This is a genomic window from Streptomyces sp. CBMA152, from assembly GCF_014596475.1.
In the GTDB taxonomy this organism is placed as follows: Bacteria; Actinomycetota; Actinomycetes; order Streptomycetales; family Streptomycetaceae; genus Streptomyces.
Genome location: NZ_MECJ01000035.1, coordinates 74,976 through 93,488, shown reverse-complemented (window position 1 = coordinate 93,488; position 18,513 = coordinate 74,976). Strand labels below are relative to the sequence as shown.

General features: G+C 72.5%; 19 protein-coding genes. 14 read left to right on the top strand and 5 right to left on the bottom strand.

Features of this window, described 5'->3' with window-relative positions:
- Positions 1-25: 25 nt before the first annotated feature.
- A complete protein-coding gene (locus BG418_RS36840) occupies positions 26-1,081 on the bottom strand; it encodes a Ku protein (protein ID WP_188277748.1) in 1,056 nt (351 codons plus the stop codon).
- Positions 1,082-1,121: 40 nt separating this feature from the next.
- On the opposite strand from BG418_RS36840, the gene ligD reads away from it, so the two are divergent.
- Positions 1,122-2,006 (top strand): non-homologous end-joining DNA ligase, encoded by an 885-nt coding sequence (gene ligD / locus BG418_RS36835; protein WP_188277749.1) that lies wholly within the window; start codon positions 1,122-1,124, stop codon positions 2,004-2,006.
- Positions 2,003-2,905 (top strand): ATP-dependent DNA ligase, encoded by a 903-nt coding sequence (locus BG418_RS36830; RefSeq protein WP_188277750.1) that lies wholly within the window; start codon positions 2,003-2,005, stop codon positions 2,903-2,905. The genes ligD and BG418_RS36830 overlap by 4 nt, the downstream gene beginning before the upstream one ends.
- 132 nt (positions 2,906-3,037) lie before the next feature.
- Here the strand turns inward: BG418_RS36830 and BG418_RS36825 are convergent, their stop codons facing one another.
- Positions 3,038-3,838: a nuclease-related domain-containing protein gene (locus BG418_RS36825; RefSeq protein ID WP_188277751.1), complete on the bottom strand. Its 801-nt coding sequence runs from the start codon at positions 3,836-3,838 to the stop codon at positions 3,038-3,040.
- A 123-nt stretch (positions 3,839-3,961) separates the two neighbouring features.
- Here BG418_RS36825 and BG418_RS36820 point away from each other — a divergent pair, with 123 nt between their 5' ends.
- From BG418_RS36820 to BG418_RS36800, 5 genes are all read left to right on the top strand, one after another.
- On the top strand, positions 3,962-4,303 hold the full coding sequence (locus tag BG418_RS36820) for a zinc-ribbon domain-containing protein (RefSeq protein WP_188277752.1): 342 nt from the start codon (positions 3,962-3,964) through the stop codon (positions 4,301-4,303).
- 79 nt (positions 4,304-4,382) lie between these two features.
- The gene (locus BG418_RS36815) at positions 4,383-5,036 is read left to right on the top strand and encodes a class F sortase (RefSeq protein ID WP_188277753.1); all 654 of its coding nucleotides are present in this window, start codon (positions 4,383-4,385) and stop codon (positions 5,034-5,036) included.
- A gap of 47 nt (positions 5,037-5,083) precedes the next feature.
- On the top strand, positions 5,084-5,824 hold the full coding sequence (locus BG418_RS36810; protein ID WP_188277754.1) for a hypothetical protein: 741 nt from the start codon (positions 5,084-5,086) through the stop codon (positions 5,822-5,824).
- Positions 5,821-7,188 carry a HAMP domain-containing sensor histidine kinase gene (locus BG418_RS36805; protein ID WP_188277755.1) on the top strand — a complete coding sequence of 456 codons (1,368 nt, stop codon included), beginning with the start codon at positions 5,821-5,823 and terminating at the stop codon, positions 7,186-7,188. Before BG418_RS36810 ends, BG418_RS36805 begins: the two co-directional genes overlap by 4 nt.
- Before the next feature lie 90 nt (positions 7,189-7,278).
- Positions 7,279-7,620, top strand: a complete 342-nt coding sequence (locus BG418_RS36800; protein WP_188277756.1) for an SH3 domain-containing protein — start codon at positions 7,279-7,281, stop codon at positions 7,618-7,620.
- A gap of 9 nt (positions 7,621-7,629) precedes the next feature.
- On the opposite strand, the gene BG418_RS36795 is transcribed toward BG418_RS36800, so the two are convergent.
- Both BG418_RS36795 and BG418_RS36790 read right to left on the bottom strand, forming a co-directional pair.
- Positions 7,630-7,887 (bottom strand): SHOCT domain-containing protein, encoded by a 258-nt coding sequence (locus tag BG418_RS36795; protein WP_188277757.1) that lies wholly within the window; start codon positions 7,885-7,887, stop codon positions 7,630-7,632.
- A gap of 3 nt (positions 7,888-7,890) precedes the next feature.
- Positions 7,891-8,325 carry a DUF6325 family protein gene (locus tag BG418_RS36790; protein ID WP_188277758.1) on the bottom strand — a complete coding sequence of 145 codons (435 nt, stop codon included), beginning with the start codon at positions 8,323-8,325 and terminating at the stop codon, positions 7,891-7,893.
- A gap of 105 nt (positions 8,326-8,430) precedes the next feature.
- On the opposite strand from BG418_RS36790, the gene BG418_RS36785 reads away from it, so the two are divergent.
- A complete protein-coding gene (locus BG418_RS36785) occupies positions 8,431-9,807 on the top strand; it encodes an FtsW/RodA/SpoVE family cell cycle protein (RefSeq protein WP_188277759.1) in 1,377 nt (458 codons plus the stop codon).
- Positions 9,807-11,258 (top strand): penicillin-binding transpeptidase domain-containing protein, encoded by a 1,452-nt coding sequence (locus BG418_RS36780; RefSeq protein WP_188277760.1) that lies wholly within the window; start codon positions 9,807-9,809, stop codon positions 11,256-11,258. The genes BG418_RS36785 and BG418_RS36780 overlap by 1 nt, the downstream gene beginning before the upstream one ends.
- Positions 11,259-11,322: 64 nt before the next feature.
- On the opposite strand, the gene BG418_RS36775 is transcribed toward BG418_RS36780, so the two are convergent.
- Positions 11,323-12,450 (bottom strand): ferritin-like domain-containing protein, encoded by a 1,128-nt coding sequence (locus tag BG418_RS36775; RefSeq protein ID WP_188277761.1) that lies wholly within the window; start codon positions 12,448-12,450, stop codon positions 11,323-11,325.
- A gap of 249 nt (positions 12,451-12,699) precedes the next feature.
- On the opposite strand from BG418_RS36775, the gene BG418_RS36770 reads away from it, so the two are divergent.
- From BG418_RS36770 to BG418_RS36750, 5 genes are all read left to right on the top strand, one after another.
- A complete protein-coding gene (locus BG418_RS36770; RefSeq protein ID WP_188277762.1) occupies positions 12,700-13,632 on the top strand; it encodes a diiron oxygenase in 933 nt (310 codons plus the stop codon).
- A gap of 199 nt (positions 13,633-13,831) precedes the next feature.
- On the top strand, positions 13,832-14,557 hold the full coding sequence (locus BG418_RS36765; RefSeq protein ID WP_188277763.1) for a TetR/AcrR family transcriptional regulator: 726 nt from the start codon (positions 13,832-13,834) through the stop codon (positions 14,555-14,557).
- 46 nt (positions 14,558-14,603) lie between these two features.
- Entirely contained in the window at positions 14,604-14,873 is a 270-nt protein-coding gene (locus tag BG418_RS36760; RefSeq protein WP_188277764.1) for a hypothetical protein, read from the top strand.
- Between the two features lie 60 nt (positions 14,874-14,933).
- Positions 14,934-17,228 carry a PQQ-binding-like beta-propeller repeat protein gene (locus BG418_RS36755; RefSeq protein ID WP_188277765.1) on the top strand — a complete coding sequence of 765 codons (2,295 nt, stop codon included), beginning with the start codon at positions 14,934-14,936 and terminating at the stop codon, positions 17,226-17,228.
- 142 nt (positions 17,229-17,370) lie between these two features.
- The gene (locus BG418_RS36750; protein ID WP_188277766.1) at positions 17,371-18,504 is read left to right on the top strand and encodes a C40 family peptidase; all 1,134 of its coding nucleotides are present in this window, start codon (positions 17,371-17,373) and stop codon (positions 18,502-18,504) included.
- The last annotated feature ends 9 nt before the right edge of the window (positions 18,505-18,513 follow it).

The following is an 18,513-nucleotide window of genomic DNA, read 5'->3' as shown; positions in this document are numbered from 1 at the left end:
CTCCCCGTAGGCGTACGCCGGTTGCTCAGGCAGACGCGCGCTTGCGGGGAGTCGTCTTCTTCGCGGCCGCCTTCTTGGCCGTCGTCGCGGTGGACTTCTTGGCGCCGGACGCGGTGGCCTTGGGGGACGCCGCCGACTTCTTCGCGGCGGAGGTCGACTTGGCGGTCGCCTTCGTGGTCTTCTTCGCGGCGGCCTTCCTGGCGGGGGCGGTCTTGGCCTCGCTCTTGGCCGGGGCGCTCTTGCGGGCCGCCGTCCTACGGGGCTTGAGCTCGGTCACCTCGGCCGACTCCGCCGCCTCCTCGCCGCGCGCCTCCTTGGCCGCGCGCACGCTCTTCTCCAGCGCGGCCATCAGGTCGATGACCTTGCCGCCGCCGGTCTCGGGCGGGGCCTCGGACGGGGGCAGCGCGCCGCCCGCCTTGGAGGCGATGAGGGCTTCCACGGCCTCGCGGTAGTCGTCGTGCAGCGCGTCCACGTCGACCTCGCCGAGGGTGTCCATCAGGGCGTCGGCCAGGTCGAGTTCGGCGTCGCGGACCTTCACGCCGGTCTCCGGGGCGACACCTTCGGGAGCGCGGATCTCGTCCGGCCACAGCAGTCCGTGCATGGCGATGACGTCGTCGACGACCCGCAGCATGCCGAGCCGCTCCCGGCCGCGCAGCGCGAACTTGGCGATGGCCACCTTCTGGCTGCGCTTGAGCGCCTCTCTGAGCAGCGTGTACGGCTTGGCCGCCGGGACGCCGCTGGCGCTCAGGTAGTACGCCGCGTCCATCTGGAGCGGGTCGATGGAGTCGGCCGCGACGAACGCCACGATCTCGATGGTCTTGGCGGTGGGCAGCGGGAGCGCGGCCAGGTCGTCGTCGGTGATCGGGATCAGCGAGCCGTCCGCGTCCTCGTACGCCTTGCCGATCTCGGCGGCCTCCAGCTCCTCGCCGTCCAGCTCGCACACCTTGCGGTAGCGGACCCGGCCGCCGTCCTCCGTGTGGATCTGGCGGAACGAGATCGAATGGCTCTCGGTGGCGTTGAAGAGCTTGATCGGAATACTGACCAGCCCAAAGGAGATCGCACCATTCCATATGGATCGCACGCTTCATCCCCTCTGCCGGGATTAGTGGGATTCTCATCGTATGACGCCGATCACATGGGTGGAGGGGCGGCGGATCGCGCTCTCCCGCCTCGACAAGGTGCTCTATCCCGCGACCGGCACCACCAAGGGCGAGGTGCTGCACTACTGCGCGTCGGTGGCCGGGGCGCTGCTCGCGCATCTGCGGGGGCGCCCGGTGTCGTTCCTGCGCTACCCGGACGGCCCCGAGGGCCAGCTCTTCTTCACCAAGAATCCGCCGCCCGGCACACCCTCCTGGGTGACGACCGCGTCGGTGCCGCGCTCCCGGGACAGCGCCGCGCGCCAGGTCCTGATCCCGGACCTTTCGACCCTGATGTGGGCGGCGAACCTGGTGGTCGAGTTCCATACGCCCCAGTGGCAGGCGGACGCGCCCGCGCAGGCCGACCGGATGGTCTTCGACCTGGACCCGGGCGCCCCGGCGACGGTGGTGGAGTGCTGCGCGGTGGCGCTGTGGCTGCGCGAGCGCCTGTCGGCGGACGGCCTGCACGCGTACGCGAAGACCTCCGGCTCGAAGGGCCTCCACCTCCTCGTCCCCCTCGAACCCACCCCGTCCGAGCAGGTCTCGGCGTACGCCAAGGGGCTCGCCCAGGAGGCGGAGGCCGCGCTCGGGCAGTTGGTCACCCATCGGATGGCGCGGGCGCTGCGGCCCGGCAAGGTGTTCGTCGACCACAGCCAGAACGCGGCCGCGAAGACGACGGCGGCGCCGTACACCCTGCGGGCCCGGGAGCGGCCGACGGTGTCGGCGCCGGTGTCGTGGGAGGAGGTCGAGTCCTGCCGCACGGAGTCCGACCTGGTGTTTCTTCTGGGCGACATCGAGCCGCGCCTGTCCAGGGACGGCGACCTGATGGCCCCGTTGATCAACCTGAACAGGGCGGGCCGCCTCCCATGACACCGCCGCTGCGACCGCCGCTGAAGGTGGCCCTGGCCCAGTCAGTACGGGAGCTTCCGACGGGCCCCGGCTGGTCGTACGAGCCGAAGTTCGACGGCCACCGGATGCTCGTCTTCCGCACGGCCGACGGGGTGGTGCTCCAGGCCCGCTCGGGCCGGATCGTGACGGCCGCGTTCCCGGACCTGGTGGAGGCGGCGCTCGCGGTGCCCTCGGGGTGTGTGCTGGACGGGGAGGTGGTGGTCTGGACGGGTGGCCGCACCGACTTCGCGGCGGTCCAGCGGCGTGCGGCGGCGACGCCGACGCGGGCGGCGCTGCTCGCGCGTCGGCTGCCGGCGTCGTACGCGGCGTTCGACGTGCTGGCCGAGGGGGACGAGGACGTCCGCCGCGCGTCGTACTCGTTGCGCCGCGCCCGCCTTCTCGCCGTGCTGGGCGAGTTGGGCCCACCCCTGCAGCCGGTCCCGGCGACGTCGGATCTCGAAACCGCCCTGACCTGGTACGAAACGCTTCCGGCGAGCGGGGTGGAGGGGCTGGTGGCCAAGCGCCTCGACTCCCCGTACCGCCCCGGCGCCCGGGCCTGGCGCAAACTCCGGCACACGGATACGTGGGAGGCGGTGGTGGTGGGGTTCGTCGGCCCCGCGCGCCGCCCGACGGCCCTGGTCCTGGTCCTCCCGGGCGACGACGCCGTGGCGGTGTCGAGCCCGCTGGGCCCGGCGCTCCGTGCCGAGGCGGGGCGGGTGGGGCTGCGTCCGTCACCGGGGACCCCGACGGCCATCGCCCCCGGCTGGGGCGAGGTGCCCTACGTCCCCGTCGAGCCGGGCCACTTGCTGGCGGAGGTGGAACGGGGGACGGTGCGGCATCCGGTGACTACGGTGCTGCGGTTGCGGGAGGGGGGTGCGTGAGGGGGGCGGCGTGTGGTTCGACTGCGGGCCGTCTGTGGCTGGTCGCGCAGTTCCCCGCGCCCCTAAATACCTAGGGGCGCGGGGAACTGCGCGAGCAACCCAGCACGATCCGCAGCCGAAAAACAGGGCAACTCACGCTCGCGTCCACGTCCGGCGGTCCCGGGCCGTCCAGTGCAGCCCCTCGATGTCCCCCGGCTTCAGGACGCCGCCGAGACGGGCCAGCTCGCCCACCTCCGTATCGCGCAGCACCCGTACGTCCCGTACAGACGCGACCGAGTCCACCCGATCCGCGCCCGGCAGCGCCAGGATCGGGCGGACCGCCGTCGCCAGGGCCAGGGCGGCACGCTCGGCGTCGCGGCGGGCCCAGCGCAGCTGGGGCGTGGGGGCCGCGCGGCCGACCGAGACGAGCGGGTCCGCGATCCGGACTCGGTGGCGGTGGCACGGGAGTGTGCGGACCGTCATCACCCCGGCCGGGCCGATCAGCAGATGGTCGATGCGGCCGTCCCCCGGCAGCGGCACCGAGTGCAGCACCCGCCACCCCGCCCCCTCCAGCGCGTCCAGCTCCGCCCCCACCCGCTCCTGCGCGGCCAGCGCCGACCGGCGCGGGTCGGCCCGGAAGCGCCGCTGCTCGACGTGCCGCTCCAGCTCCGCGAACAGCGCCTCGCCGGGCCGGTTGGGCGCGAGGTCGTCGTCGGGGTGGAGGGAGAGCCGGGCCAGGTCGGCCGAGGTGGGCACGGGCGGCGGCCCGACGGTCACATCGCCCACCACGAACGGCGCCAGGGCCGCCAGCACCTCGTCCCGGCACTCCTCCAGGAGCAGGCTGACCCGCCCGCTCTCCCTGTCGTACCAGGCCGCGCTCCTGCCGTCCGGAAGGCTGACGTACAGCCGTGCCTGTCCGTGCCGGTGCACCGGTGTCACCCGCAGTCCCGACATCCCGCATCACCCCCACGACCATGGGACCAGCACCGCCCGCGCAGGGCAATATCGCGGCTCGTATAGTGCGGAGCCGCTAGGGCGTGTACGGCATGCGCCGAAGAACCGGGAGGGGCACCACCAATGATCATCTGGGGTACCAGGGGTTATCTGTACCAGCTGGCGATGATGACGCTGGTCTGCGGGAACTGCGGCAACCCCGCGGCCCATGGACTGCGCAAGTACGTCAAGAAGTTCACGTTCTTCTTCATCCCGCTCTTCCCCCTGTCGACCCGGTTCCGTACGCAGTGCACGTTCTGCGGTCTTGAGCAGGAGATCACCAAGGAGCAGGCCGAGCAGCTCCAGGCGATGGCCGCGGGTCCCCAGCCGGGCCAGGGCATGGCCCCGCAGCCCGGGTACCAGCAGCAGCCCGGGTACCAGCAGCAGCCGGGTCAGATGCACGGACAGAACCCGTACCAGCAGTGATGACACGGTCGCCACGGCTATGGAGAGCTGTTACAAAGCCGGGAAAGCTCCGCAATAACCGCCGCCTACCGTGGTGACCATGACTGCGTCCACGACCTCCCGCCCCCGTCCGCCCCGCACGGCGCGGATCGCGGCCGCCTCCGCGCTCGCCCTCGCCCTGGGCGGCGGGCTGATGGCCTGCGGCTCGGGTTCGTCCAGTGGCGGCAAGGCGCCCGCGCCCGACGTCTCCGTGCGCAACGCCACCACCACCCAGGCCCGCCAGCAGGTCGGCCCGCTGAAGGCGGCCGAGCCGACCCGGGTGGTCATCCCCTCGGCGGGGGTCGACGCGAGTCCGGTGCTCCACCTGGGCCTGGACGAGAAGCAGGAGCTCCAGGTGCCGCCGGTGGACAAGGCGGAGCTGGCGGGCTGGTACACCGGCAGCGTCACGCCGGGCGAGAAGGGCGCTTCCGTGATCGTCGCGCACTACGACACGGCCAAGGGCCCGGCGCTGATGCGCGATGTGAACAAGATGCACGTGGGAGACGTGATCGAGGTGGGGCGCGCGGACGGGTCCACGGCCGTGTTCCGGATCCGCGAGACACAGCAAGTGGACAAAACCGACTTCCCCACGAATAAGGTTTACGGCAAGACAGACCGTCCGGAACTCCGCCTCATCACCTGCGGCGGCCCGATCAGGAACGGCCACCGCTCGGCCAACATCATTTTCTACGCCGACCTGGTGAAGGCGCAGTAGCCCCTCGCCGCTACCCTCGGCGCCGAGGCCCGCACGACAGGAGCACCTTGACCCGCCACCGCCGCCCCGCCCGCGCAGCCGCCGCACTGCTCGCCGCCGGCGCCGCAGCAGTGCTGGTTTCCGGCTGCGGCAACGCGGGCGGCCTGGAGGGCGCGGGCCCCACCCCGACGGCGGTCGGCCCGGTGCGCCTGTGGCCGGACCTGCCGAAGCCCACGACGACCCCGCAGGACTACGGCGAGTCCCAGACGGAACGGGTGCCCGGCATCAAGGTGCCCGGCGGCGACGTCCACAACCTCGACCCGGTCGCGGTCGTCCAGGCCGAGGTGCGCGCCCACCCCGACCAGTACACGGGGGCCGACGGGCTGTACGAGGAAACGGTTCGCCAGCTCAATCAGTGCCGGTCCAAGCCCAAGGGCTGCCCGGTGCTCAAGGCGTACTTCCGCGATCTGACCGGCGACGGCAGGGACGAGATGATCCTCGGCATCAAGATGCCCGAGCAGCAGCTCGCCGTGCGCTGCTACATGCCGGACAAGAACGGCACCCTGACCCGGATCATGTCCACCTCCGACCAGCTGATCGAGGTGGAGCTGGCCGGCCGGGACGTCATCCTGCACTCGGTCTCCGCGGGCATCCCCGGCTACGAGTACCGCACCGCCTGGTCCTGGGACAACCACCAGCGCGCCATGCTGCCGACCCGCGACGAGATCATCCGGGTGGAGCCGCAGCACTCCCTCAACCCGGTCCCGCCGCGTCCCAAAACGCCGAACCCCACCGCGAGCAGGCGATGAAGCGACCCCGAGCGATCAAGCGGCCCCGGCTGCCCGCCTGGACGGCGACGCTCACCTGGAAGGCTGCGGTCTTCATCACCGTCATGTGCTGCGCCCTGGCGGCGCTGCTCGGTGTGCTCGTCCATGTCTCGGTGACCCGGCAGACCGTCGGCCAGGCCCGGGACAAGGCGCTGGGCAAGCTGGACGACGTGTCCCAGGCGTACGAGGCGGGCGAGCCGCTGCCGTCCGGCGCCGGACTCGACCCGGCGGGCCTGCCCGGTTCGCTGCGCAAGCTCGCCGTCTCCGGCAAGCGCGGCACGCTCGTCGCCGACGACGTGAACGGGCGCCCCACCATGTGGGCGGCGGGCCCGGCCGACGGGCGCGCGCTGGCCGTCACCATCGACTACAGCCAGAGCGCCCGCACCATCAACGGCCTCGACCAGGCGATCCTCGGCTCCTCCATCCTCGCCATCGGCGCCACCCTGCTGGTCGGCGTCTTCGGCGTCACCCGGGTCACGCGCCGACTGCACCAGACGGCCACGGTGGCCCGCCGGATCGGCGCGGGCGACCTGGACGCCCGGGTCAACGACCCCCGTACGAAGGACCCTTCGCGCCATCAGGACGAGGTGGCCACCGTCTCCGGGGCGCTCGACACCATGGCCGGGACGCTGCAGAACAAGCTGCTGAGCGAGCAGCGCTTCACCGCCGACGTGGCGCACGAACTGCGCACCCCGCTCACCGGACTGCACGCGGCCGCCGAACTGCTGCCCGAGGGACGGCCCGCCGAGCTGGTACGGGACCGGGTGCGGGCGATGCGCTCGCTCACCGAGGACCTCCTGGAGATCTCCCGCCTGGAGTCGGGCAGCGAGCCCCTCGACCTCGATCTGGAGTATCTGGGGCCGCTGGTGGAGCGCGTGGTGCGCGCGTCGGGGACGCGGACCGAGGTCGTGGTGGTCCGCGACACCTGCGTGGAGACCGACAAGCGGCGCCTGGAGCGGGTGCTCGGCAACCTGGTGGCCAACGCCCACAAGCACGGCGCGCTGCCGGTGGTCCTGACCGTGGACGGCCCGGTCGTGACGGTACGGGACCACGGCGCCGGCTACCCCGCCTATCTGCTCGACCACGGCCCCCAGCGCTTCCGTACCGAGGGCGGCACCAAGGGGCACGGGCTCGGCCTGACCATCGCGGTCGGCCAGGCGTCGGTCCTGGGCGCCGGGCTGCGGTTCGGCAACGCGCCGGACGGGGGTGCGGTGGCGCGGCTGACCCTGCCGGAGTACGCGGGGTCCGGCGACGGCACCGACGGGCCGGGCAGCGGTGACCCGCAGGCCGGGACCGGTGTGCGGGGTCCGGCGGGTCATCCGTCCGGCGGCACGCAGCCCTCGTAGCGCTTTGCGGGCGGTAAGGAGCGAACCTAGGGTGAGCCGGGCGAGCCAAGGACCGTCCCCCACGGCCCTCCCGTCCCCCAGGAGGCTTCAATGTCCCTGCGTTTTCCCCTTGCTTCGCTGAGCCTGTGTCTGGCCACCGGCGCCGTCGCCGCCCTCGCGGCGGCGGGTCCCGCGAGCGCCGTACCGTCCGACCACAACGACTTCACCGGCCGGGTGACGGCCAAGTCCGGCCTGCTCCTGCGGGACAAGCCGACCCGCAGCAGCCGGATCGTCGGCATCGCGCCGTACCACTCGATCGTCCACATCTTCTGCAAGACGCGCGGCGACAGCGTCAACGGCAACAACCGCTGGTATCTGCTTGAGGACGGCACCTGGGCCTGGGGGTCGGCGTTCTACATCGACAACCTCGGCCCGGTGCCGCGCTGGTGCTGAACCGTCAGCTCACCTCCCGAGGAGCCTGGCCTTCGCGGCCGCGAACTCCTCGGGGGTGAGCAGCCCTTCCTGGGCGAGCTTTCCCAGCTGGGTCAGCCGGTCGACGAGGGCAGCGCCGTCGGGGTCGGGCGCCACTTCCACCGGTGGCCGAGGGGCGGGCTCGGGACGCGGCGGACGGGGAGCCTTCGCCAGCAGGCCGCGCAACAGGGGCGCGCCCGACGGACGGGTCACGGGTCGGACCACATCCCGGGTGGACTTGATGAACACGACTCAGCCCTTCTCTCTGCCGGCGGCCGTCCGTTCGGCCAGCGCGGCCCTGACCTCGTCCAGGCGTTCCGGCGGCAGTCGCACCGAGCCCGCGACATGGCCGCCCGCCGCCCGTACCCCCTTGGCCGCCTCCTCCGCCCACAGGTGCTCGATCAGGGCGACGATCGCGCAGCTGCCCCGGTCGAGGAGCTCCGCCGCCTCCTGGACGTCCTCGGGTCCGATCAGCCGCTCGACGCCGTCGCCGACCAGGACGCCGCTCAGCTCCTCGAACTCGTCGAGCTCGGCCGCCAGCACCTCCCCGCCCGCCGTCTTGGTGACGACCAGCGCGTCGACGATGCGTACCGAACGGGATCTGCGCACCCCGACGAGCGAGTCGACGGCCCGCACCCGCAGCTGCTCCTCGGGGAAGGCGAGGACGATGAACTCCACGGGCCCCATGGCCGTACTCCTCAGTGACGGTCCGTCAGTTCTCTCAGCCGATACCCCCCTCGGCACACTATGACATAAAGGACATAAGCGGCCGCGCTTGCTACGTTGCCCGACATGAGCGCAACGACGACGGCGGACCGGCCACCGCCCGCCCTCCGTCTCCCCCGGCGCCGGGGCGTCGAACTCTCGCTGCTCGTCGGCGCCGTCCTCGCCTCGGTCTACGGCTACGCCGACGTCGGGCTCGCCAAGAGCGGCGCGCTCCCGCCGGACGCGGCGGGCTACGGCGCCGGGCTCGGGCTGCTCGCCCTGCTCGCGCACCTCGCGGTCCGGCTGCGCGCCCCGTACGCCGACCCGCTCCTGCTGCCCATCGCGGTCCTGCTCAACGGCCTCGGCCTGGTCCTGATCTACCGCCTCGACCTGGAGACCCCGCACACCCCGGCCGCCTCCGCCCAGCTGATGTGGTCGACCATCGGGGTCGCGCTGTTCGGCGCGGTCGTCCTGATCCTGCGCGACCACCGCGTACTCGCCCGGTACGCGTACATCTCGGCCGCCTCCGCGCTCGTCCTGATGGTCGTGCCGATCTTCTTCCCGGCCGTCAACGGCGCCAAGATCTGGATCCGGCTCGCCGGACTCTCCTTCCAGCCGGGCGAGTTCGCCAAGATCCTGTTCGCGGTCTTCTTCGCCGCGTACCTGGCCGCCAACCACAACGCGCTCGCGTACACCGGCCGCCGCATCTGGCGCCTCCAGCTCCCCACCGGCCGGGTGCTCGGCCCGATCGTGGCGATCTGGCTGCTGAGCGTCGGCGTCCTCGTCCTGGAGCGCGACCTCGGCACCTCGCTGCTCTTCTTCGGACTCTTCGTGATCATGCTGTACGTGGCGACGGGCCGCACCGGCTGGATCGCGGTGGGGCTGCTGCTCGCCGCGGTCGGCGCGGCGGTGGTCGGCTCGCTCGAACCCCATGTGCACAGCCGCGTCCAGGACTGGCTGCACCCGTTCGCCTCCATCGACGCGGGCCAGGGCCCCGGCCAACTCGCCCAGTCGCTCTTCGCGTTCGCCGCGGGCGGCATGCTCGGCACCGGTCTGGGCGCGGGCCACTCGATCCTCATCGGCTTCGCCGCGAAGTCCGACTTCATCCTGGCGACGGCGGGCGAGGAGCTGGGCCTCGCGGGCCTCACGGTGATCTTCCTCCTCTACGCGCTGCTCATCGCCCGGGGCTATCGCGCGGGCCTCGCGCTCAGCGACTCCTTCGGACGGCTGCTCTCGGTCGGCCTCTCCTCGATCCTCGCGTTCCAAGTCTTCGTGATCGCGGGCGGGGTGATGGGCCTGATCCCGCTGACCGGTATGGCGATGCCGTTCCTGGCGCAGGGCGGCTCGTCCGTCGTCACCAACTGGATCATCGTGGCGCTGCTCATCCGGGCCAGCGACAGCGCGCGCACCCCGCGTCCGGCCGTAGACACCGGCACCCTCGCACCCGTCCGCACGAGGACCTGATGATCCGTTACATCCGGCGGGCCGCCGCCTTCTGCCTCGTCCTGCTGGTCGCGCTGCTCGTCAACGCGGCCCGCGTCCAGGTCTTCCAGGCCGACGCGCTCGACGCCAACCCCGCCAACCGCCGCGCCACACTGGCCCGTTACGGCCAGCCGCGCGGCGACATCCTGGTGGGCGAGGACGCGGTCACCGGCTCCAAGGACACCGGCCAGCCGCTGCGGTACGAGCGCACGTACACCGACGGCCCGCTGTACGCGCCCGTCACCGGCTACGCGTCCCAGATCTACGGGACCACGCTCATCGAGAGCGCGGAGGACGCCGTCCTGTCCGGCACCTCCCCGCTGCTCACCCCGCTGTGGGGCGACCTCACCCGTAAACGGCAGCGCGGCGGCGACGCGGTCACCACCATCAAGGCGTCGATGCAGCAGGCTGCCTACAAGGGCCTGGGCGGCAAGAAGGGCGCGGTCGCCGCCGTCGAGCCGTCCACCGGGAAGATCCTCGCCCTGGTCAGCAGCCCGTCGTACGACCCCAGCAGGCTCTCCGGGAACGGGCCGGCGGTGAAGAAGACCTGGGCCGCTCTGACCACGGGCCCCGACCAGCCGATGCTCAACCGGGCGATCCGGCAGTCGTATCCGCCGGGCTCCACCTTCAAGATCGTGACGGCGGCGGCCGCACTGGACGCGGGCGCCGTCACCGATGTGAACGCGCCGACCGTCACACCCGACCCGTACGTCCTGCCCGGCACCAGCACCACGCTGCCCAACGAGGCGAACGGCTGCGAGAACGCCTCGCTCGCGTACGCCGTGGAGGTCTCCTGCAACACGGTGATGGCGAACCTCGGGGTCAAGGTGGGGCTCGCGGGGATGCTGAAGGCGGTCGGCCGGTTCGGCTTCAACGACACCCGGCTGCGCATCCCTTCGGGTGTCGCCAAGTCCAACTTCGACAAGAAGATGGGCCCCGACCAGCTGGCGCTCTCCTCCATCGGCCAGTTCGACACGACGGCCACGCCGTTGCAGATGGCGATGGTGGCGGCGGCGGTCGCCAACGGCGGGGAACTCAAGTACCCGTATCTGGTGGACCGTACGACCAGCGCGCACGGCACGACCCTCGCCCGCACCGCCGAGCGCGACTACAAGCAGGCGATGAACCCGGCCACGGCCGAGCGGCTCCAGCAGCTGATGGTGGACGTGGTGGAGAAGGGCACGGGCACCAGCGCCGCGATCCCCGGGGTGCGGGTGGGCGGCAAGACCGGCACGGCCCAGAACGGCGTCGGCAACCGGGGCCTGCCGTACGCCTGGTTCATCTCCTGGGCCCAGTCCCCGGACGCACCCCGCCCCGCCGTGGCCGTCGCGGTCGTGGTCGAGGACGCGGAGGCGAACCGGATGGACATCAGCGGGGGCGGGGACGCGGCGCCTATCGCGAAGGCGGTGATGGAGGCCGCTCTCACAGGGTGAGGCGGGTGCCGAGGCGCTGTGAGCCGGGGGCGGGGACCGGCCCGTCGGCCCCCGCCCCCCTCCTTCAGCCCACCGCTCCCTCCGCGATCGCGTCCGCCACCTCCGTCACCCGTGCCGTCTCCTCCTGGGCGAAGCGCTCGCGGTCGAGGCGTTCCGCGATCTCCTCGTCCTCGGCCATGAGCAGGTCGAGGTTGGAGTCGCCGAGGTCGAGGACGCCCATGTCCACGTACGCCTGCTGGAGGCGTTTGCCCCACAGGCCGATGTCCTTGACGCAGGGGACGATGCGGCTGAACAGCAGCTTGCGGAACAGATGCAGGAACTCGTTCTGCTCCGAGAACTCCTCGGCCTCCGCCTTGGGGATGCCGAAGTTCTCCAGGACCTCGATCCCGCGCAACCGGTCCCGCATCAAGTAGCAGCCCTCGATCACGAACTCCTCGCGCTCGCGCAGTTCGGCGTCGGAGAGCTGCTTGTAGTAGTCGCGCAGCGCCATCCGCCCGAACGCCACGTGCCGCGCCTCGTCCTGCATGACGTACGCGAGGATCTGCTTGGGCAGCGGCTTGTCCGTGGTGTCGCGGAGCATCCCGAACGCGGCGAGCGCCAGGCCCTCGATGAGCACCTGCATACCGAGGTACGGCATGTCCCAGCGGGAGTCGCGCAGGGTGTCGCCGAGCAGCCCCTGGAGGTTGTCGTTGACCGGGTAGAGCATCCCGATCTTCTCGTGCAGGAACCGGCTGTAGATCTCGGCGTGCCGGGCCTCGTCCATGGTCTGGGTCGCGGAGTAGAACTTGGCGTCCAGGTCCGGCACCGACTCCACGATCCGCGCCGCGCACACCATCGCGCCCTGCTCGCCGTGCAGGAACTGGCTGAACTGCCAGGCCGAGTAGTGCCTGCGCAGCTCGCCCTTGTCCTCGTCGGTCAGCTTCGCCCAGTAGCGCGTCCCGTACAGCGTCATCGACTCGTCGGGCGTGCCGAGCGGGTCGTACGGGTCGACCTCAAGGTCCCAGTCGATGCGCTTGGCGCCGTCCCACTGCTTGTCCTTGCCCTTCTGGTAGAGGGCGAGCAGGCGTTCGCGCCCGGAGCCATTCTTCTGGCCAGGAAACATGGCCTCCCAGCTGAAGCGCGCCGCGCCCGACGCCGGGACCTGCCACAGGGGGTCGTGCGGGCCGTTCACATAGAGGTCTTGCGTCGACACGTGCGGCTCCTTCGCCTCGCGTACCTCGTACGGACGTACTGGGGGGATTGCCTGACTGTCCGTTACACGCCGGTTCACTGGCAGGCTCACACGGTGGTAGACGCCGGGTCAACAAGTCGGGGCCAAGGGATTGACGGGCTTGCTGACAAGCAGTCTCATAAGAGGTGACCGCCGGTACGTCACGACCGATACCGCCCCGGCCGATCGCGAATCGGCCCGGACCGACCCCCAGCCGAGGTGCCACCAGCCATGACGACCGTGACCGAAAGCGAGCTGCTCCACGACGCGCTCGGCCTGCTCAGGGACCGCGAGGAGGTCGCCGAACGACTGCTCGCGTCCTCCGCGCGGCACTCCTTCGACCCCGACAAGGAGCTCGACTGGGACGCGCCGTTCGAGGACGGCAAGTGGTTCTGGCCGCCGGAGCTCCTCTCCCTCTACGACACCCCGCTGTGGCGCAAGATGTCCGAGGACCAGCGCTTCGAGCTCGCGCGCCACGAGGCCGCGTCGCTCGGCTCGCTCGGGATCTGGTTCGAGATCATCCTGATGCAGCTGCTCGTACGGCACATCTACGACAAGCCGGTGACCAGCAACCATGTGCGCTATGCGCTCACCGAGATAGCCGACGAGTGCCGGCACTCGATGATGTTCGCCCGGGTGATCAAGAAGGGCGGATCGCCCACGTATCCGGTCCCCCGGCTCTACCACAACCTCGCGCGCGTCCTGAAGACCGTCTCGACGACGCCGGGTTCGTTCGCCGCGACGCTGCTCGGCGAGGAGATCCTGGACTGGATGCAGCGGCTCACGTTCCCGGACGACCGGGTGCAGACGCTGATGCGCGGCGTCACCCGGATCCATGTGGTGGAGGAAGCCCGCCATGTCCGGTACGCCCGCGAGGAGTTGCGCCGCCAGATGGTGACCGCGCCGCGCTGGGAGCGGGAGCTCACCCGGGTCAGCTGCGGGGAGGCCGCGCGCGTCTTCTCCACCTGCTTCGTCAACCCGCAGGTGTACGAGAACGTGGGCCTGGACCGTCGCGAGGCCGTCGCGCAGGTGAAGGCGAGCGGCCACCGGCGCGAGGTGATGCAGAACGGGGCGAAGCGCTTGACCGACTTCCTGGACGACATCGGGGTGCTCAATGGCGTGAGCCGTCGGCTCTGGGTCAGCTCGGGGTTGCTTGCGCGGTAGCCGCTTCGGGGGTGCGGTGTCCTTCGGCTGCGGACCGTGCTGGGCTGGTCGCGCAGTTCCCCGCGCCCCTTGAGCAACCCGGTACCGCGGTGCGCTGCCACACAGCCGCTCAGCCGTGCCCGCGCGGGGGCGCATCGGTCCGAGCCAACTGCTCCCGGGCCCCGGGGCAAAGCTGCGGCACGGGGATTACGCTGCCAGCATGACGTCACCGGCCACCACCCCCGCGTACCGCAGGCTGAGCGTCGAGGAGCGCCGCACTCAGCTCCTGGACGCCGCGCTGTCGCTCTTCGCGCACCGGGCGCCGGAGGACGTGTCGCTCGACGACGTGGCCGAGGCGGCCGGGGTCTCGCGGCCGCTGGTGTACCGGTACTTCCCAGGCGGCAAGCAGCAGCTGTACGAGGCCGCGCTGCGCTCGGCCGCCGACGAGCTGGAACTGTGCTTCGCCCAGGCCCAGACCGGCCCGCTCACCCACCGGCTCGCCCAGGCCCTGGACCGCTACCTCGCGTTCGTGGACCAGCACGACGCCGGGTTCTCCGCGCTCCTCCAGGGCGGCAGCGTCGCCGAGACCTCGCGGACGACCGCGATAGTCGACGAGGTGCGCCGGGCGGCCGCCGAGCAGATCCTCGTCCACCTCGGGGTGGAGGCACCGGGTGCACGGCTGCGGCTGATGGTGCGCACCTGGATCGCGGCCGTCGAGGCCGCCTCGCTGATCTGGCTCGACGAGGAGAAGCAGCCCCCGTTGCCCGAGCTGCGCGACTGGCTGGTCGACCACCTCGTCGCCCTGCTCACCGCGACCGCCGCGACCGACCCGCAGACGTCGGCCGTCGTACGGGCGGCGCTCGCCCTGGAGTCCGCCGAGGGCCCGGCCGGGGTCCTCGCCCGCCGGATCGTCCCCGTCGTCGCCGAGGCGACCCACCTTCTGTGACACGCGGTGCGCGAGCTCGGCCCGTGACCGGTGTGACACTTGTGGCGTGCAGAGCGAGAACACCCTCTTTGTGGGCGGGCCCCTCGACGGGCGCGTCCTGCCCGTCCTGATCGGCCCGTCGGGCAAGCCGCCCCAGTGGTACGAGGTACCGGTCCCGGACGCCGACGGCGGCCCGCCGACGGTGTACGCGTACCGGCGCGAACCCGCCGGACACAGCAAGCGGCTCGGCATCCAGCGCGGCTGGAAGTACACCTACGCCCCCGAGGGCCGCGAGCCCCGCCGCTGGCCCTGGACCAAGCCGACGCCCCGCACGTAGACGGGGTACTTGGCGCGATAAGCTCGCTGGTCCACGCCGTGCCGCAGGGGGAGTTGAACCATGGAGGCGCTGACCGCCGAGGAACCGCGCGAGCTCGGTCCGTATCGCATGCGGGCCAGACTGCGCGAGACCGGCACGGCCCGGGTCTATCTCGCCCACGGCGCCGACGGACGCGGTGTCTCCGTCACCGCCGCCCGCCCCGATCTGGCCGCGCTGCCCGCCTTCCGCAGCCGCTTCCGCGACGAGGCACGGGCCGCCGAACGCCTCGCCGGGCCATGGGTGGCGCCGGTGCTGGCGACCGGGCCGGAGGAGTGGCTGCCGTGGCTGGCCACCCCGTTCGCGGCCGCGCTCACCCTCGCCGAGGCGGTGGCGCTCGCCGGACCACTGCCCGAGGCGACCGTACGTACGCTCGGCGCGGCGCTCGCCACCACGCTTGAGCGGGCGCACTCGGTGACCGGCGCGGCGTTCCAGGGCCTGGGCGCCGACGTCGTCCTGCTCACCGCCGACGGGCCGCTGGTCACCGCCTTCGGCGTGCTCGGCGGCGCCAGCGCGGCGAGCGCCGGGGAGGGCGGCCGACTCGGCGTGACCGTCGGCTATCTGACGCCGGAACAGGTCGCCGGGGAGAAGCCCGGCCCCGCCGCCGACGTGTTCATGCTGGGCATGCTGCTCACCTACGCGGCCGGGGGCGCGGGCCCCTTCGACGCGGGCCCGGCCGACGCGGCCGCGCACCGCATCGCGCACTCCGTCCCCGACCTCACCCCGGTCCCGGCCGCGCTGCGCCCGCTGCTGGGCCGCTGTCTGGCCAAGACGCCCGGCTCGCGCCCCTCCCCCGCCGAGGTGGCGGCGGAGCTGGTGCCCGGCGGGGTGGACGCGGTGCTGCCGGACGCCTGGCTCCCGCCGGGCGTGGCGACGGCGATCGCGGAACGGGCCGCGCAGGCACGGGAGTTGCCCGGGGTGACGCTCGGGGGCACGGTGCTGTGGCCCGCCGACGCGGCACCGGGTGCCGCGCCTGTGCCCGCCGCCCCGCAGGCCGCCCCCGCCCCTCCCCCGGCACCGGAGACGGCACCCCCGCTCCCCACGTGGTCACCCCCGGCCATCCCCACCCCGAGCACCCCCGGATCACCCCTCTCCCGTATCACCGCCGACCGCAGGTCGCTCCTGACAGCCGGGCTCGCCTCCATCGCCGGACTCGCGCTCGGGGCGGGCGCGGTGCTCGCGTTCGACGGGGACGGCGGGGACTCCAAGAGCCCGGCGGTCGACGCCAAGCCTGTGGCCCGCCCGCAGCCCGTGCCCGGCACGCCACCCACCGCCCGCTGGGGATACGCCGTACCCGGCGGCAAGCTGCTCGGTACCCCGCTCGTCCAGGGCGCGGTCCTGGTCGTCCCCGGCGCCGCGCTCACCGGCGTCGACCTGCGCACCGGAAAGCAGCTGTGGAACCGCCCGGAGCTGGCCGGGGTGGCCCAACTGCAGCCCGCCGACGCCGAGTTGGCGTTCGGCGCGGGCCCCACCGACTTCATCTGGTTCGCCGTCGCGGATGGCTCCATCCGCCAGAAGGTCGCGTACACCTCACTCGCCCCCGGCATGAGCACCCCGGAGGTCCGGGCGCACGAGGACACCACGGTGTGGTTCACCGCCACCGTCGGCAAGGACTCCGCCCTCTACGCGTACGACATCACCCACCGCACCGTCCTGTGGCGCAGACCGCTGGGCCGGGGCGAGACCTTCGAGTGGGCCACGCCGTACGGCGGCCAGCTGATCTCCCGCCGCCCGGCGGCCTCCCCGCCCAAGGGCGCCAAGCAGGTGCTCGGGGAGTTCTTCGCCGTCGACCCGAAGACCGGCAAGGACGTGTGGTCGCGGACATACGGCTCGGTGCTCCCGACCGACCCGGCGGTGCTCACCCCCGACGGCACCCTGCTGACGCAGGCGGGCGGCGGCCTCCAGGCGTTCGACCTCACCACCACGAACCCGCGCTGGCAGCACCCCAAGGGCAAGGCCGCGTACGGAACTCCTGTCTCTGACAAGGGAGTTGTGTACGTACCGGACAACGGTACGCAGGTGACGGCGCTCGGGGCGGCGGACGGGCAGCAGCGGTGGGCGGGGACCACCGACCTCGCGCTGGGCACGCCGGTGGAGACGCGGACGGTGGCGGGCGCGTCCGGGCGTACGCTCCTCGCCCTCGACCCGTTCCAGGTCACGGCGTTCGACGCGGCGAGCGGCGAGCGGCTGTGGAAGTTCCAGGACGCGGGCACCAAGGAGGAGTCGGCGGACCGGGGCGTCTACCGGGCCGTGGTGGCGGGCGCGGACACGGCGGTGGTGTGGCACGGGGCGACGCTGTACGCGCTGCCGGTGTCGTAAGCGGTCGTAAGCAGGTGTCGTAGCGCCTACGCAAGCGGCCGCACCGGTGTACGGCCGGACGGGTGAGGGATTCGCACCGTTCACCCCGCTCGGCGGGCATCGCGGCGGGCCACCGTGCCACCATCCGACCGGAGGTGAGCACGTGTCAGTCGGAACTCTGCGCTCGGTGTGCACCGCTGCGGCCGTGGCGGCCGCACTGGTGTCGGCCGTCCCCACCGCGCATGCCGCGCCCACACCGCCCGAGAGCTCGGTGAGCGGTCTGCTGACGCAGTTGCAGACGCTGTACCGGCAGGCGGAGGAGGCGTCCGAGGCGTACAACGCGGCCGAGGAGCGGCTGAAGCTGCGGGCGGCGGACGAGAAGAAGGTCGCGGCCGGGCTGACGAAGGCGCGTGTGGCGCTCGCGGACAGCCGCGCGGCCGCCGGCCGCCTGGCCCGCGAGCAGTACCAGGGCCGCAGCGAACTCTCCATCTACATGCAGCTGTTGCTGGCCCGCGACCCGCAGGGCGCGCTGGACCAGGGGCATCTGCTCCGGCGGGCCGCCGACTCGCGCCGGGCGACCGTGACCCGGCTCGCGCGGACCGAGCGGCAGGCCGACGCGCTGGCGCGGGCCGCCCGTAAGGCGCTGGACGAGCAGACGACGCTGGCCGCGCGGCGGCGTACCGCGCGGGACGCGGTGCGGGCGCGGCTGAAGGACGTGGAGGGTCTGCTCTCCGCCCTGAGCGCGGACCAGCTCGCGGAGCTGGCGCAGCTTGAGCAGCAGGGCATGGCGAAGGCTCAGCGGGATCTGCTGGCGACGGGGGCGTTGAGCGGGGTGCGAGCGCCTTCCGAGGAGGGTGAGCAGGCGCTCAAGTACGCGGTGGGTCAGCTCGGGAAGCCGTATGTGTGGGGCGCGGAGGGGCCGGGCTCGTACGACTGCTCCGGCCTGACCTCCCAGGCGTGGGCCCATGCGGGCCGGGCCATCCCGCGCACCAGCCAGGAGCAGTGGGCGGAGCTGCCCCGGGTGCCGCTGCGCGCCCTGCGCCCCGGTGACCTGGTCGTCTACTACCCCAAGGCCACGCATGTGGCGATGTACCTCGGCGACGGCCTGGTGGTCCAGGCCCCGCGCCCCGGGACCCGGGTGAAGATCTCCCCGATCGCGGCGAACCCGCTCCTGGGCGCGGTCCGCCCCGACCCGTCGGCGGTCCCGCTGCGCTCGTACCACCCTCCGCGGCTGCCGCCGGGTGCGACGGAGGGGTCGGACGAGGGGTACGCACCGGAGTCGCCCCCGGGGGAATAGCCCCCACCC